The sequence below is a fragment of the Nitrospiraceae bacterium genome, from assembly GCA_035623075.1.
Taxonomy (GTDB): domain Bacteria; phylum Nitrospirota; class Nitrospiria; order Nitrospirales; family Nitrospiraceae; genus DASPUC01.
The window spans coordinates 1-16,213 of record DASPUC010000037.1 but is presented as its reverse complement, the minus strand read 5'-3'; the positions used below and the strand labels follow the sequence as shown (position 1 = coordinate 16,213).

Below are 16,213 nucleotides of genomic sequence, written 5' to 3'. Positions count from 1 at the left end.
GTGCTGGGGCACACTCCTGCGGTATTCCGAATAGATCCTCCTCCAAGAGCAGCGAGGTCTCGTTCATGTGCTGCCGAACAACCTGCCAGCATCCTTTACCTTCACTACGCCCAGTCACTTGCATGGACTGCGGGGTTTCCGATCTCCAGACCTTCTATACGTTAAAGGAGAAAGGACTCCACCTTTGTCCGTCGTGCTTCGGCTCTCGGATTTCACGTGGTATGGCGAAGGAAGGAGAGCCACAAACGGATAAGGGATACGGAGCCAACTCTGTGGACTCGTGAGATGCTACGAAACGACTGAGGCCGCTCTCTTTTCCGACATCAGCGCGCCCGGTAAGAGGAACCGCATCCATGATAAAAGGGCCGTGCCCAAGCTTCCTTGCAGTCCCCCCAAGCCGATGATCACTACCAGGGCTCCTGCTAGGCGGTGATTGAATTCTGAGTAGGCCTTTCCTTCAGGCGATCCGTCCCAACCAGAGGTCATAGGGCCCATGGTCGTGGAGATCGCTTCGTAGAAAGTGATCCATGAGCGTCGTCTCTGGGATGATGAGTCTCGTGCGGATTCTCTGCTCGTGTGAGGGAAGAAGGCTGACAGAGGAGAATGACCAGACACCACAGAACGCCGATTCCGACCCAGCCGTATTTCGAGAACGAATCCTGGTCCTCATCGAGACGTTGTATCATCAGTGGCCGTGAGACATCTCGCCCTCGTAGTAATCCAGCCCGGAGTGGTCCAACACCTCCTCACCGACGAGGATCCGGAGCGTATTGGTCAACTTCAGGTGCTGAACAAAGAGATCATGCTCGGGCTTTAAATCAGGCCGAGACATCGGTGACTTAAAGTAAAATGATAACCACTCCTGAATCCCGGAGAGTCTGGCCCGTTGCGCAAGGTCCAGAAAGAGCACCAAATCCAACACGACCGGGGCGGCGAGGATAGAATCGCGGCAGAGAAAATCGATCTTGATCTGCATCGGCTGCCCCAGCCAACCAACGATGTCGATATTATCCCATCCTTCTTTGGCATCACCGCGCGGTGGGTAAAACTCGATACGCACCTTGTGGTAATAGTTTCCATAGAGGTCCGGATAGAGGTCCGGTTGCAGGATCGCATCCAATACGCCGCTCTTACTGACCTCTTTTGCGCGGAAGGAGCCGGCATCATCGAGCACTTCGCCATCCCGGTTGCCGAGGATATTCGTGGAAAACCAGCCGCGGAGCCCCAACATCCTGGCTTTCAGGCCTGGCGCAACAACCGTCTTCATCAAGGTCTGTCCTGTTTTGAAATCGCTCCCGGCAATCGGTGCCCGTCGTTGGGCCGCCAGTTGCACGAGTGCCGGAATATCAGCCGAAAGATTCGGAGCTCCATTGGCAAAGGGCACACCAAGGGACAGAGCCGCGTACGCATAAATCATCGAAGGGGAAATCTCCGGCGCATTCTCCTTAAGACCCTGCTCGAACGCTTCCAGGGTTTGATGCACGGAGCCGGGCTGGGAGTACACTTCAGTCGATCCGCACCAGATCATGACCGACCGGCGGATTCCGTTTGCGGCGACAAAGTTCTCGATATCCCGCATCACTGCTTCAGCTAGATCCATTTTTGTCGTTGCGGTTTTGATGTGGGTCCCCCGCAGGTTTCGGACATACCGCTGCTCGAAGGCGCCGGGCCAAGGCTTGACGGCTTCGAGTTCATGCTTCACATGTTCCAGCTGATCGTGCGGCACGACGCCTGCGGCTCTGGCCGTCTGGTAGGCATCGTCCGGAAAGATGTCCCAGCCGCCGAAGACCAGATCGGATAGTTCGGCGAGCGGCACCACCTTCTTGATCGGAACAAATCGAGGAGCGGTGCGTTTGCCGAGCCGTATCCGCTGGAGCTGGGTCAACGATCCGTAGGGTTTTGCCAGACCCTTGTTGATCAATTGCGTGCCGGCAATCAGGGTAGTTGCCACGGCGCCCAGACCTGGCAGGAGGACCCCGAGCCTTCCCTGCGCCAGAGCGATCGTCCTGGCCAATTCAGGATAACGCGAACTGTTTTCACTCATGATTGTTCTCCTCTGTTACGGCCTTCAGTGCGGGCAAGCCACACCAAGATGATGAAGTAGATCGGAGAGCCGATCGCGGTGAGGGCCAGAAACCACGAAGCCTTTCCAAAAGCCGAAAGTATGACGACCAGATAAATGAAATCTCGCCGCCCCAGTGAATCCATCAAATGAGACAGCCTGGAGGTTGTCGATCGAACGACGGACGTAAAGAGCGGGCCGGTCGACTTTTCACCCCGCATGGTGTGCCAATAGACGAATCCGGCCGAACAGATTGTTCCCAGTATCGCGAGAACACCCAAACAGAGCGGCCAGGCTTCGCCGACGCTCAGACTCCATCCGATTCCCATACAGGCAAACACCGCGACGTGCACGACGTTGTCGCCCCAGAAATCCAGAATGCCGCCCCAGCGCGACTCTTCAAAACGCAATCGCGCCAGTTCTCCATCGCATCCATCCAGGATGGAGTGCGCAAGAAAGAGAAGCGCGCCGACGAGCTGATAGCCCCAGTACGAAGAGAGAAAAAACGGGGATCCCAAGAGTCCAATGCCGACACTGACTGTGGTCATCGCGTTGGGAGTGATGGCACGTGACACGAGTCGTCGCGTGATCGCCAGCGACATTGGTCTTTCGAAATGTCGAGACATAAATGCTTCTGTATCCTTGATCAGCCCTCGCAGAAGATGACGCTCAGCTACCCGTTGATCCTTCATGGTCTTGAGGATAAACAACCCGTCGACTTTTTCTTCAACGATGGTCGCGTTCGCACCGACAAACGCTCCCCCCAAGCCGTGACCTCGCAAAACATGCTGCAGGACCGAGGACCAATCTAAAGACCTCGACGGTTCAACCCATGCTGCTACGTTGCCACACACAGAGACTCGATCGGGTTGAAGCGGTTGATCCAACAGCTGTCGCAAGAACTGTTGAGTCGGAAGTACGTTCGAGGTCAACAGCACGATTCGTCCTTGAGGGAGGTGAGTGCTCACGTCGGATGGCGATATTGCGATGGCAGAAGTTCCGTCCAGAATCTGTTTGATCCCAGAAGGGTCGGAGGTTGCCACGAAGGGAGTCGAGAATCCTGCTCGCTGGGCCGTCAATATAACTCGTCGGAGAAGGGATAAGCCCAACACAACCGTCATGGGCGAAATGGGCTTCTCGTGATCCTGTTCTTGTGGAAAAACCACAATGAGCGTTGGACCATTACGCCTGACTGGCACAGGATAATCGGACACTGCGGTCTCATTTGAGAGAAGAGTCACCGCGGCACTCCCGTGTCCATCTTCTCAACTGAGATTGAGTCCGGGATCGGAAGCCAGGCGCCGTCTTGTCGGTTGGATAATTGAGCCAAGGCCAGCATCTGGACACAGAGAGCCGCTTCGGAGAAATTGTGACCTCTCGTCGTTGCCTCCGCCATCTCCGCAAGAAATCCGTTGACAACGCCACCGAACCACTCCGGATGGTGGGAGCCTTCGGCCAGGCTCGACGCCAAAGTCCAACGACGCGGTTCTTCATGTGAGTTGGGCTGCGAGAGCACAACGGAATTATTCTCAAGACGTATTGTGCCGCGGTCACCGGAGATCTCGACCGTATTGCGTCTATCGTCGGCCGCCCATGTCAAAAACAGTTCCGCGGTTGCGCGCGGAAACTGAATGTGGACCGTTGCCGTGTCTTCGAGAGGAGAGTCAACGTGACGTCTGGTCTCCAGCCTGGCACTGATCGCAGTCGGCCTCTGATTCAACCAGCTGAGCATGACATAACAGGCATGCCATCCATGGTCGACAAGCACTCCTCCCCCTGCGACTTGTGGATCGAGACGCCAATTGCCCGGCTGGCCGGTGACGGCTGCCGCCGGCTTGATACGAAGGGTTTGCCAGATGCATCGGGTGATGGATCCGATTTCACGTCGTTGGAGAAGCTCACGGACGAAGACGATATTCGGAGCGTGGTGCCAATTGTGCACCGTATAGAGAACTTTTCTTTCGGCTCCGGCCAACACTGAGAGTTCAACAAGATCGTCAGGGCATGTCACCAACGGTTTCTCGCACAGCACATGCAATCCTCGCTGCAGAGCGGCTCGAATGAGGTCAGCGTGGCCGGATGGAGGCGTGCAGATATCCACGAAATCAGGCCGCTCCTCGGCCAGCAACATCTCACCAGAGTCGTACCAGCGTGCGTAGGGGAGCAGACGTTCGGCTTCGGACTGCCTCGCTTTGTTTGTATCCGACACCGCTACAATCTCAACATCCTGGCACGCCAACCATCCAGGCACATGGCCGTTGGCCGCCACGTTGCCGAATCCGATGAGTGCTCCGCGTAGCATTGCTCCCGCCTATTCGAGCTGATAATCCCGCGTCACTGCGGCCAAGGCCTCGTCTAAGAGCTCGAGGCCTTGCAAGGCCTGGTCTTCGCTGATGACCAGGGGTGGACTGATTCGTATGATGGGTGAGTAACACATGGCGACCAGTCCACGGCGCAAACATTCCTGGAATAAAGCCCGCGTCACGTCCTTCGGGAGCGGTTCTTTCGACTCCCGGTTCCGGACTAACTCGAGGCCGAGCATCAAGCCTCTTCCCCGGACATCGCCGATGCATCGATAACGATCTTGCATGGAACGGAGCCTTGCCATCATCACGTTCCCGACACGCTCGGCATTCTTCACGAGGTCGTCCTTGATGATAATTTCCAATGTGGCCAGACCTGCTGCTGAAGCCAGCGGGTTCCCTCCGTAACTCGACGAGCTGCCGCTCGGGTTGGCGAACGGCTTCCGGCTGGTCAGCTCATCAGTTGAAATCAGCGCGGACAACGGAAATCCCCCCGCGATGCCTTTCCCGACCGTCATGACATCGGGAACCAGTCTTTCATGGTCGCATCCCCACATCGATCCGGTTCGACCGAATCCGGTTTGCATTTCGTCGGCGATGAGCAACGCACCATGTTCTTTGGCAATGTCCTGGACCGCTTGGAGAAAGCCCGGAGGAGGCACAACGTTCCCCGCTGTTCCTTGAACCGGTTCCACGATGATCGCGGCAATCTCACCTTGCGTCTGGTACCGAATGACCTGGCGTAAATGCTCGGCGCAGGCCAGCCCGCAGCTCGGAAACGTCAATTTCCACGGACAGCGATAACAGTGTCCATAGGGTGCTGAATAGAGACCTGGCATGAACGGTCCGAGTTCCTTCTTAAAGTCATCTCCGAGTAATCCCAAGACCCCGCCCGTCTTTCCGTGAAAGCCGCCCCAGAAACCGATGAACTCGAACTTGCGGGTGGCAGATTTTGCGAGACGGAAGGCCGCCTCTACCGTCTCCGCGCCACCCGAAAACATTTGAATTCGGCTGAGCCCCTTCGGGGTGACTGACGCGAGGAGGGTCAGAAATTTTGCGCGGACTTCAGTGGTAAAGCTGCTGAACGTCAGACGCTCGCCTTGTTGTTTCAAGGCCTCCACATAGTGGGGATGGCAGTGACCGACACTGCCCACTCCGATACCGGCGACAAAATCGAGATAGCGCTTGCCGTCTTCATCGATCAGCGTACAGCCGGTGCCATGCGCCATTGCCAAACCGGAGTAGAGAGCGATCGACTGCAAGCCAGGAGACATGTGTTGCTGTTCCTGTTCCACGATGCGCATGGAGCGCGGACCTGGATTGTGACGTTTCATGCGGCCCGTTCTCCCAGAAACCGCTCAGCCAGATAGGCTGCGATATGTTTCGCCGCCTCGTCACGATAGAGCGCAAAGCTCGGCCAGGCATTCAAATCGATCAGGGTGATGGCACCTCCATCACTCACGATCGCGTCTCCTCCATAGATTTCAAGGCCGAGAGCCGCTGCCGCGCGGTGGACAAGGTCGACTAGCATTTTCGGATTGAACGAGTGTCCCGCGACCCGTTGATCTTTGTGATAGAACCATCGAAACCATGTGCCGTCTCTCGGTTTCAGATCAGGCCGACCGATGCCGTAGAACTTGAGAAGATCGCCTGCAATGTGGTCTTGTACCACGGCTGATGGAACCCCGCGTAGAGCCAGGCGCCGCAACGCTTGTTCTGCTTCAACTCCACTGGCAGCGAACGAAACGTCCTCTTCTTGCGTACTGTGCACATCTCCGCGTTTCACCCAGACCGGATCGGCGGACGTGATCCTTGGTGCATTCGTCGGTATGATCCGGCTCGCAGGCGAAGAGACACGTGCCTGCTCCAGCAGCAGCACCATCCGCTCCCGGTACGTATTGAGCACCGACACTGGGGTGTTGACGATGCGGGCCCCTCGTTGTTCCCATCGCTGAAGCTCTTCCAGAATTCGGATCTGCTCGCACATCATGAACATCGCCGGAGGAGGTCCGGAAGCTCTTGCGGGAATCTCGTCCGTTGTCTTGAGGCTGACGTGGAATCCCATTGCATCCAGATGCTTGCCGGTTAGCCGAAGAATCTCGGCGTCGTCAAATTCCCGTCCCGGCGAATGCGCCCGTTCTCGGAAAATCCCCCAACATTCCCGTTCGTTCACGTAACCTCCTCAGACGCTCGATCTGCCTGATTCAACCGGAATGTGCTCGTCAAAGCCTCGGCCAACGGCACATCCTCACCCCGGTCCACATCCACCACTGTTTCAATCGGAATACCAAAAACCGGTTCGCCGATCGTGACCAACCAACCCAAGAAATCCCTCAGTCTGTTGAGCTCTTTCGGTACTGAGAGCTGCCTCACTCGCTCTGGCACAAGGTACATGCCTGCCGTTACCATCGTGCCGGTGTAATTTCCGAGACTCTTCACGCGACCCGACTGATCCAACAGGGCCCAGAGCGGACGCTCATCTGCCACGAACGGTGTGACGGCCAGCACCGTCGACTCCGGTGGTCGGCGCGCAGCCGCTTCGACAAAGCCTTTGAAATCTTCCGGTGAACACCACGCGTCTACGGTTGAAATGAGCGCAGGCCCCTCTTTGATTCGCCCGGCCACCATGAGAAAACTTTCAAGGGATGATGCCGTGGTCTTGATAATGACCTCGATGTCTACATCGGGGAATCGAGAACGGACCCAGCGCTCGCACTCTCGCCCCCCTTCCTCATTGAAAATGATCACCGACGATTCAATCCCGGCCGCCAGAAAATTGCCGATCACTCGTTCGATGAGCGGAGTGCCCGCTATCGGCACGAGAGGTTTCGGCTCCGTATATCCGGCCTGCCGGAGACGGGACCCTTCGCCTGCAGCGATGATGCCCCCCCGTATGATTCCCTTGTGCGTCATACGAACAACGTTCTCACGTCTTCCAACCCATGCGCAACCGGATCGTTGGGACAACAGGCTTCTCCTTGCTGAGACGCTTGCGAAGTGAGCCAGACATGGGCTATCCCGACTGCTTTGGCTCCCGCCATGTCGCGCTGGAGAGAATCCCCCACGAATACAGCCTGCCACGGTTCGGCCTGGAGATCCTTCAATGCCGTATAAAAGATTTCAGGACTCGGTTTGAGATGCCCTACCACCTCAGAATCGATGATGGTCTGGAAGAACGGATCCAAACCGGCTTCACGGCAGACGGCTGAGAGGTTTCCATAGAAATTCGAAACGATCCCGAGGCGATAGCGACGGCTGAGATCCTGCAACACGCACAGATTCTTCGTGAGGCGCTCGAGGGCTTCGGCCGTGAACCGATTGGCAACTCGTGCCACCGTGGCCTGATCGCTCACCTCAAGCTCTCGCGCCACATCCTGTGCGAGGCGGCGAACGGTGTCTTGGAGAGATAGCGTGGACGGGATCCTACCTACGAGTGCATCGTCGGCTTTATAGAAAGCTCGAGCAAACCGCTCACTCGAAACGTCCACTCCTTCCTCCCGATACAAGCGAAGAAACCGTTCCTTCCAGGCCACACCGTCCGCATCCAATGTTCCGCCGAAATCGAAAAGGATCGCCGTGATCGACGATCGATCCAAACGCGGTCGAGCTATTTCATCCAATAGGCCTGGCTTCATTTCGCTCAATCTCACTCAGCAAGCAGCACGACAGTGGGCTGACCACGTGTCAGGCGAGCCGCGCTGGGAGCGTCTCAGCATCTTCTTGAGTGAACCACCTCAAGTGTCGCTTCCACAAGATGACAAAGCCTGGCAAAATCCAGGCCAATTCCCGAGCACGGCGAACAGCTCCGTATGCAACCCCTTGCGCAGCCGGAAGCCCGAGTAACACAAACACACCGACCCTCACTCCCTCGGCGCTGCCTAGGCGTGCCGGAACAAACCCAAAGACAATGTTAAAAGCCAGGACCATGGTTTCGACCGCCACAGCTGTGGTCCACCCCTCCGCCGGGGAGAGGATGTGAAGGACCAAGTAGGTCTCTAGAAGTCCGCCGCACCATCCGATAAGACACCAGCCTGTCGAAACAAGAAACCACCGCCATTGCTCCTTGTAAAACGTACGAAGTCGCGTAGCCAGCGCGTCCGCAGCAGGCTGATGGGTTTGCAGGTAGGAGGCCAGCGGTTTCCAATCAGATAACCGACGCAGGATCGGGGAAAGCGTGCCCGCTCTCAGGGCCCACGTCATGATAATGAGGCTCACTCCGAGTCCGCCGACAATCACCGTGTTTGCAAGCGTCACGACACTCGGCATCTCTATGTATGCAAGGCAAACCGTCAGGCCTCCAACCAGCAAGACCCATTCGGCAATCAGTTCCGCGTGCTTGTGAATGACGATCGAAGTCAGCGCCTGCCCGAATCCCACTGTGTCTCTTAACAGGTAGGCCTTGACTGGCTCCCCTCCAAGATTACCCGAGGGAACGAGATAATTGACGGTATCGCCCGCCAGGTAGACACCGAACAGCCTCAGAAAACCGTAGGCCTGGGCATCGCGGTCCATCACCACCCACCAGGCGACCATGAAGGCAAGTTGAGCAAACAGATAGAGTGCGATGAAGGCAAGCAGCCGAGCTCCAATGACGGAGAGGTTCGCCGCGACCGTTGCGAGCCCAACCGTCCAGAGAATCCATCCGATCACCCCAACTCCGGCCAAAAGCACGCCAACTTGATAGCATTTTCTCATCGTCTGTTACGGTTGCGGGTTAGCTTACGATCGAAGGGATAGCTGGGTTTGTCTCGTCGTCTATTTAGACTGAACTGAACAACCGAGCTACACCATCCCCTTCCATGTGGTCGACTAATTCGACGACGCCCCTTGCAAGCGCCAGGCGTCATAAGCGGAGACGGTTCTCACACAACCTACACTGCATGTGGCCTGGCAGGATTTCCCGGTGTAAAACTGCTCACGCAGGTCATCCAGGGTATAGTCCAGTAGGGGCTTCCTGAACGAGGCGCGGGTCTGCGCACACCAGCACACCATTCCGAATTCATCGACGTACAGGTATCGCGCACCGGCTCGACAACGAAACGGCGCTTGTGCTCCGTGGATCAAACGATCGCGATAGTTGCCCGCTTCATTCGCGGCCCGGCCAATTCTGCGCTTGACTTCTGCATAGAGAGCCAACTGATCGGGAGAGAGTCCGATTTGCCCCGATTCATCATGCAACAAGAGCACGCGCGGACTAAATCCATGCGAGGTTGCGAAATCGACGACCTGAAGGACTTCTTCTGGAGGTGCGCTGCCGATGACGGCGCTCAGAACAACGCGAAAGCGCGCATGTTGGGCCAGGAGCTCGAGTCTCGATCGCAGCGTCTCCAGCACCTTCATCGTTGTAGAGTTCCGTTTCACGCCGTCGACACTGACGTTCAGATCAGTCATGCCTTGGGTATTTAGCCCTTCGATCAGCTCCTTCGTCAGCAGAATGCCATTCGTGGTCATCATGCGGCGGCGGAATCCTAATCGGCGCATTTCTGCGAAGATCTGGAGGAGATCCGGATGCAGCGTCGGTTCACCACCCATTAATGCCATGGCCCATGTACGCAGCTGACGTAACTTCTCCATACGGCTCTGGAGGATGGCAATGGGAATGGGTTGTGAGGTGCTGTCGTACTCGGAGCAATAGCCACAGGAGAGATTGCATCGTCGCGTGACCACCAGCTGCGCTAAAAATGGTCCGTAGCGCAACCAGTCCCACCATGAGATAGGTTGAGAATCGGCACGGTGATTCAATGAAGGCATCGTTAACTGTTTCACGCGCCTCTCGATTCTCCTCCTGATGACTGTGGCATGATCAGCGGCGGCAGCATGCGATCGATGCGCATTCCCCACTCGTAGTTCCCTTCAACCAGGCGTGCGCACCAGCACTGACTGCACCCCTTCCTCGAAAGTCCGGCGAACGCGCGAGCCACTCCCAGGCGCACGACGTTGTTGGAGTGATCAGCGCGGTTGACTTGACCGCAGGGGAATAGCGTTCCCTCGGCGTCCATTGTGGCCAGAACCCAGCCCGCTGCACAAGGGGGCGTTGTATCCTCAGGAAACGTACGGAAATGCCGCAGGCTGGACCACTCATTCCCCACCACGGTACTGCGTCGCTTGATTTGCTCGATGTGTCCGAACGCTGCTCGAATGGACTGGGCGTCTAGTTGCCAGGCCGATCCGTCTCGAGCGGTCTCCAGAAATAAACTGTTCAACGCGGGCTGGAAGACCACCGGAATTGTTAAGTCCGCCGCGATCTCCATAAGTGAATCGAGGGTCCCGGCGTTGTGACGCCCGACGATGCAGGTAAACTCTACGGGGATTCCAACTGCTTGAGCGGCCTTCGCCCCTGTAATAGCCCGATCAAAACTTCCCGGTCCCCGCATAGCATCATGGGGTTCACGTGGTCCATCCAAGCTGATCTTCACTCGTGAAAGTTTTCGAACAGTGTTGATCTTTTTGGGAACCAGTATTCCGTTGGTATGCATGCTGACGGTGATGCCCCGTTGCACGAGCCACTCGACGATCTCGTCGATGTGTCGATGGACGAGGGGGTCCCCACCATCGAGATTGGTGTGTCGCATGCCGAGCGCATGAAACTCTTCCAACGCTTTGATTATCTGATCGCGCGTCATTTCCTGCGGCATTGGGGTATGCCGGTCGCAATAGGAGCAAGCCAGATTGCACTGCCATGTCACCTCGTAGGTAAGGGAGAGGGGATAGGGCCGAATCCCCAGCCGCGCGATCATCCCCCGAATCACCATTGATGGATGCATAGAATCTACTCGTGCCGACAATTCCGTATCGGGTAGGGGCTTGCTTCACATCGAAGATGAGCCTCAGCTGACCGATACAACCCCTCAACCCAGCCAATATAGGCTGGCCTAAGGTGAAAGTAAATATCTATGAGCTCTGTCATGTTTTCGGCTTGAGCCGCAGGGTGTTCTTTTACATATCTGGTAGTGTTGTTCGTGCAGCCTCATTATTCCCGTTCGGAGCTCTGCTTCAACGAGAACTCCGAGGGCTGAATTCGAACAACCAAAAGTACGCAACCGGTTCCCGGATGTCCGCTCTCTTCTATCAGCCTTCTTGAATTTTCTCACGCTTGTGTGCGTGCGAGGAATGCGTCGGTCGCGGTATTGAGTGACGGGAAGATGAAGTCGGTGTTGATGCGTGAGAGAGTACCGGCACGTTTGAGTGTGTTGCGCACGTCACGGTGAACGTTCGCAAGGCAGAAACGAACGTCCTTGGCCTCCAGTTCTTCGGCGAGGGATTCGAGCATTTCGGCACCGGTGACATCGACCACGTTGATTGTACTTCCATCCACAACGAGCCACTCAATGTCTGGGTGGCGAGCGACAAGCTCCAAGACCTGCTTTTTGAAATACCCCGCATTGAAGAACACGATCGCGGCGCTGAATCGGTAGACCATCAGGCCTGGTTGAGTTACCGCATCGTGATGGTCGGCCACGTTATGCCATCCTCTCATCCCCGGCACTCGACCCAACACAGCATCCGGCGGTCGCGACGTTCGCTTGATCAGCAGGAGCAAGGCGCATCCCACTGCCAGGAGGATGCCTTCCAGTAAGTCCAGCCAGATGACGCCAAGCGTGGTGAACAGGGCCAGCACAAACTCTGATCGGTTTACACGCCACATCTTGCGGAGCGCAGCCACATCGAAGAGTCCGACGGCGGCGACGATCAAAACCGCGCCCAACGCTGCCACCGGCAGATAGCGCAAGGGCTCTGTCAGGAAAAAGAGCACCACCGCCATCGTCGCAGAGGCAATCAGCCCAGCCACTTGAGTTTTGCCGCCCATTGCGTCGTTTACCGCAGTGCGAGAGTCAGCTCCGGTCACGGCAAAGCCCTGCGACATACCGGCGGCGATCTGGCAAGCACCGAGCGCGATGAATTCCTGATCCACGTCGATGTCGTAACGATTCCGGGCGGCAAAACTCCTTGCGGTCACCATGCCGCTGCTGAAGCTCACGAGCGCCACTCCGAGGGCGCCGCCGAGCAGGGGCTTCAAAAGCTCGGGATCAAATTGTGGCCAGCTCAGGGTTGGCAGTCCCGCCGGTAATGCACCTACAACCGCCACATCACTAGCCTCCAGACTCAAGCCATAGACCAGTGCGACGGCTGCCGCTGTGGCCAGTAACGGAGCTGGCGCGCGAGGTACCAGGCGTTTGCTTCCCATGATTATCGCGAACGTTGTCGCTCCCACGGCAAGCGTTGGCAGATGGGTTTGCGGCAGCTTACCGGCGAACTCGATGAGCCGTGGGATGATCCCGCGCGAGTGCATGGCGAAGCCGAAGACTTTCCCGATCTGACCAAGAAAGATGCTGATCGCCACGCCATTGAGATAGCCGACCAGGATCGGCTTCGCAAGGAAGTCGGCTACGAAGCCAAGTCGGAAGAGTCCTGCCGCGATGCACACCAGGCCGGTCAACCCTGCCAGTACCATGGAGAGCGACCGGAGGGCATTGGGATCACCGCCGGCAAGCGGCAGCACGGTGGCGGCAAATACGGCGCACGTGGCCGCGTCGGGGTTGACGATAAGCTGGCGTGAGGTCCCGAACAGCGCATAGGCTACGAGTGGAAGGATCGCCGCATATAGCCCGACGATCGGTTCAAAGCCGATCAATTGCGCATAGGCGATCGCAGTTGGAACTGCCACGGCAGCAACCGAGACACCGGCGACCAAATCAGCCCGGAACCATTCACGCCGGTAGTTCAGAAGCTTCCGAAGACCGGGTGCGAAACGGATGATCACTGTGCGGTCACTCCGTGGAATACGTGAGCATATAACTGTTCAACTGGTGCGAGGAATCAGAATTCTTCCGAAGAAATCGTCGGGCTACCTCAGTGAAGGGCTGTGGTTGTCGGGAATGCTCAGATTGATTTAGACAGAACCTTGATGAGCCCAACCGTCTGAGCGATGGTGCAGATTCTAAGTCTAGGACACGCTACTTCTTCTTCGCTCTTTCCTGAAGGCTCCTAAACATGTCCTTGATATAGGGCGCAGCGATCGCGCGAGATACAGGATGGAGAGCGGAAGACGTAAATCCCGCGACCTGATCGGTCGAGACTCGGCCGATGTAAAACAAGAAAGTGCCCTCCTTGGTTGGGAGCGCAGCGACTCCTTGAAGCATCGTATTGTAGTCGTGGCTGGCATAATACTGACGCTCAACCGCCATCACGGCTTCGCCCACATGGTACAGCATTCGGTGAACCAGAACATAGGTCGGGCGACCAAAGATATCGATGTTGAGCCAGTAGAACCTTTCCTCGAAGTTCTTGACCTCCTCCGCAGGCAGACCTTTCGGATAATTGATCAGAAAGTTGTGGAAGACAGGCAGATGCTTGGCCACACCAGACAGCTGCTTGGTCGATAGAAGCAGCTCATCTCCTGCCCGTCGTTGCTTCCCGTGGCCACGCTCATAAGGCGCGATGCCTGCCAGCCCCTCTGTATGGTAGCCCTTGTATCGAGCCAGCAGCCCCTCACGAAGCAGTTCTTCAACCTTCTTCACCGAGATCGCCCCGTCCTTGGCCTGCGACTGAAGCGCCCGAAAGCCCGCCATCTCCTTCGCGTCCAGATTCAACTCCTCGCCCGGTTCCGCGTTCAGATAGCGTTTGGCCTCCTTTTCCGCGTTCGGCTTCAATGCCACCCCGGCCAATTGATCCATGGTCCCTTCACCCGTAATAGTGCCATGGGCTGTAATCACCGACACTTCCCTGAGGATCATGGCCTGTCGATATATCGGAGTGATTTCCTCTGGTGTGGCCTTGACAAGAAACACCATGCCGAGCGCCAGTTCCCGATCCGATCCTTCTGTCGGTGACCAATCGACGATTTCACCTCGCCGGATTTTTTCCTGGTCACTATCCGAGATCTTCAACTCCTTCATGACATCATCCACCGTCGGCAGGTCAGCTGCGTCGGCGGTGGGTCCGGCGAAGAGCAGACTTATCAAGAGAGCTACAGCTAACAAGGCGACGCCTCGTTCGTTTGCCAGCCATTGGTGAAGATAGCCGATAGAAGATTGGGTCTTTATCATGTGATGTTCCATACTTGTTATCCCAAGATCAGTTCTTCAAGCGAAGGTTCATGAATTTATTCCAATTGCTTCAAAAACGGATAAGGCTTGCAGTTGTGTGAGCGGGAAGGACTTGTCGACAAGAACACGGCATTTGCCGCTCGGCCTACATCGGTGAACGGTGTACTTTATGCAAAAAAGCTAACACGGTGCCAACAGAGGCGGCAGGCTACCATCAGCGGTCACAATAGGTCAAGTTACGAAGACTCCGTCATTCCTGTGTGACGCTGTATTCTCCTTCTTCGCCTTCGCCAACTCTTCGAGAAGATGTCATACACGTGAAGTGCCTTTCTTAAGCGTCCTGTCGAAACCGACACAAGCCTCGATTGTAATCGTGCAAGAGGCCATCGAGGATTCACTGCCAGGTGTGGTTGTATAGAGAAGACGATTGACCGAAAGCGTGGTCTCGCCGACAAGTCTCTTGGCAGCTTCAGGGTCCGCGGGCGGTACTTGGCCTGTGAATAGTGCGATGGTGTTGAGGCGCAGCCGCTCGCTGATCTCGTTGGCAAGATCAGCGAGGCCGGCTCGGATGGATGCTTCGATCGCGTTCCGTGAGACGACAAATCCGACCAACCAGGACGGACCGGGAAGCTCCAGATGAAAATCCTCGACAGAGTGGTCCAAAATCCTGGTCAGATCGCCCGACAGGTTGGCTTTGAGCACGAGCCGGCCCGACGCCCTAGCGCCCTTTCCACCGCAGCTCAGAACAATACCGTTAGAGGTGATCGTGCCTGTAATCCATTCGATTTCTGTGTTCTGTTTTTTTGTCTCGGTCAGGGCGTCGGCTAATGAAGCCTGCGAATATCCGGACTCGCTTGGGAGGACGAGGCGGGTCACGTACATGTCCCGTCGTAGTTCGCCATTCGCGTCGGGGTCAAACGGAAAGGAGCGGTACCTATAGCTGGATCGATGCTCGTTTCCGACGTTGGACCCGGTGACATCGTCAGGGCCGGACACGAACAGAAATACGGGAGTGTCCGAGAGGTTCGGAACATTCAGCTCGAATCGGCCTCCTTCATCCGTCTTGGACTCGACGAGGACGCGCGAACTGGAGGCACCTTTGTTTAATTGGCAGAGGATGACGTGGGCATCTCGAATAGGACGAATACTGTCTGGGCTCGGCTGAGATCTGTTCACCACATAATGACGGATGAACGATGTAAGCTCTGTTACCTCATACAGATGGCCCCAAAGTTTCATGCGTCACCATTTTGACTCGGCAAGGCCACCGTTACCAAGAGCAGATTGAATTCAATCTCGCCTGTAGTCGCATACGAAGCTGAGCAGCAAATTCCGGATTCGAATCCAACACCCTGCACTTCGGGCACAATAAAGCGGACAGGCTTGCTTTGCGAGTAAAGTTTTCTTGTGCTAGGCTCCCGCGGGCTGAGTGGACCGTACATGACGCGTCTTCCCTTGAACCTGTTAGGTTTCAGCTGAGCCTCAAGGAGGAGGGAGGATAACACATCTCTGAATGCCCGGAGCAGCTCAGGCTCCTCCTCGAACGGACGGCCGGAGGGGACATTCCCTTCTGAGGACGCGCAGGCATTCTCCTGATAGGGAACGACCATGACCTTGAACCTGCTGCTGGTTTGCATCCCGTTGGCGGTTGGGCTGGATTGGTACGGCGCCAGTCCGATCGCAATCTTTATTGCTTCCGCCCTCGCTATCGTGCCACTGGCTGGACTGATGGGGCAGGCGACGGAGCAGCTCTCAATTTATGTTGGAGCCACCATCGGCGGCTTGCTGAGCGCGTCTCTCGG

15 protein-coding genes are annotated in these 16,213 nt (G+C 56.5%); 2 read left to right on the top strand and 13 right to left on the bottom strand.

Annotated elements, in window-relative coordinates:
- Positions 1 to 527 precede the first annotated feature (527 nt).
- Positions 528 to 698, top strand: coding sequence for a hypothetical protein (locus tag VEI50_12335; protein HXX75908.1), 171 nt, complete (start codon positions 528 to 530; stop codon positions 696 to 698).
- On the opposite strand, the gene VEI50_12330 is transcribed toward VEI50_12335, so the two are convergent.
- From VEI50_12330 to VEI50_12270, 13 genes are all read right to left on the bottom strand, one after another.
- Positions 686 to 2,044, bottom strand: a complete 1,359-nt coding sequence (locus tag VEI50_12330; protein ID HXX75907.1) for an inositol-3-phosphate synthase — start codon at positions 2,042 to 2,044, stop codon at positions 686 to 688. The genes VEI50_12335 and VEI50_12330 overlap by 13 nt on opposite strands.
- Positions 2,041 to 3,105: a CDP-alcohol phosphatidyltransferase family protein gene (locus VEI50_12325; protein HXX75906.1), complete on the bottom strand. Its 1,065-nt coding sequence runs from the start codon at positions 3,103 to 3,105 to the stop codon at positions 2,041 to 2,043. Before VEI50_12325 ends, VEI50_12330 begins: the two co-directional genes overlap by 4 nt.
- 194 nt (positions 3,106 to 3,299) lie before the next feature.
- Positions 3,300 to 4,364: a Gfo/Idh/MocA family oxidoreductase gene (locus tag VEI50_12320; GenBank protein ID HXX75905.1), complete on the bottom strand. Its 1,065-nt coding sequence runs from the start codon at positions 4,362 to 4,364 to the stop codon at positions 3,300 to 3,302.
- Between the two features lie 9 nt (positions 4,365 to 4,373).
- Complete coding sequence (locus tag VEI50_12315) at positions 4,374 to 5,699, bottom strand: aspartate aminotransferase family protein (GenBank protein HXX75904.1); 1,326 nt, start codon at positions 5,697 to 5,699, stop codon at positions 4,374 to 4,376.
- Positions 5,696 to 6,538 carry a hypothetical protein gene (locus VEI50_12310; GenBank protein HXX75903.1) on the bottom strand — a complete coding sequence of 281 codons (843 nt, stop codon included), beginning with the start codon at positions 6,536 to 6,538 and terminating at the stop codon, positions 5,696 to 5,698. Before VEI50_12310 ends, VEI50_12315 begins: the two co-directional genes overlap by 4 nt.
- Entirely contained in the window at positions 6,535 to 7,278 is a 744-nt protein-coding gene (locus VEI50_12305) for an NTP transferase domain-containing protein (protein ID HXX75902.1), read from the bottom strand. The genes VEI50_12310 and VEI50_12305 overlap by 4 nt, the downstream gene beginning before the upstream one ends.
- Positions 7,275 to 8,000 (bottom strand): HAD family hydrolase, encoded by a 726-nt coding sequence (locus tag VEI50_12300; protein ID HXX75901.1) that lies wholly within the window; start codon positions 7,998 to 8,000, stop codon positions 7,275 to 7,277. The genes VEI50_12305 and VEI50_12300 overlap by 4 nt, the downstream gene beginning before the upstream one ends.
- A gap of 49 nt (positions 8,001 to 8,049) precedes the next feature.
- Positions 8,050 to 9,060 (bottom strand): lysylphosphatidylglycerol synthase domain-containing protein, encoded by a 1,011-nt coding sequence (locus VEI50_12295; GenBank protein HXX75900.1) that lies wholly within the window; start codon positions 9,058 to 9,060, stop codon positions 8,050 to 8,052.
- 114 nt (positions 9,061 to 9,174) lie between these two features.
- Entirely contained in the window at positions 9,175 to 10,131 is a 957-nt protein-coding gene (locus VEI50_12290; GenBank protein HXX75899.1) for a radical SAM protein, read from the bottom strand.
- Positions 10,128 to 11,129: a radical SAM protein gene (locus tag VEI50_12285; protein ID HXX75898.1), complete on the bottom strand. Its 1,002-nt coding sequence runs from the start codon at positions 11,127 to 11,129 to the stop codon at positions 10,128 to 10,130. The genes VEI50_12290 and VEI50_12285 overlap by 4 nt, the downstream gene beginning before the upstream one ends.
- 323 nt (positions 11,130 to 11,452) lie before the next feature.
- On the bottom strand, positions 11,453 to 13,126 hold the full coding sequence (locus VEI50_12280) for a SulP family inorganic anion transporter (protein ID HXX75897.1): 1,674 nt from the start codon (positions 13,124 to 13,126) through the stop codon (positions 11,453 to 11,455).
- 193 nt (positions 13,127 to 13,319) lie between these two features.
- On the bottom strand, positions 13,320 to 14,411 hold the full coding sequence (locus VEI50_12275; protein ID HXX75896.1) for a hypothetical protein: 1,092 nt from the start codon (positions 14,409 to 14,411) through the stop codon (positions 13,320 to 13,322).
- Positions 14,412 to 14,720: 309 nt separating this feature from the next.
- Positions 14,721 to 15,650: a hypothetical protein gene (locus tag VEI50_12270; protein ID HXX75895.1), complete on the bottom strand. Its 930-nt coding sequence runs from the start codon at positions 15,648 to 15,650 to the stop codon at positions 14,721 to 14,723.
- A 369-nt stretch (positions 15,651 to 16,019) separates the two neighbouring features.
- Here VEI50_12270 and VEI50_12265 point away from each other — a divergent pair.
- Positions 16,020 to 16,213: cation transporter (locus VEI50_12265; GenBank protein ID HXX75894.1), on the top strand; the 194-nt coding region annotated here is incomplete at its 3' end.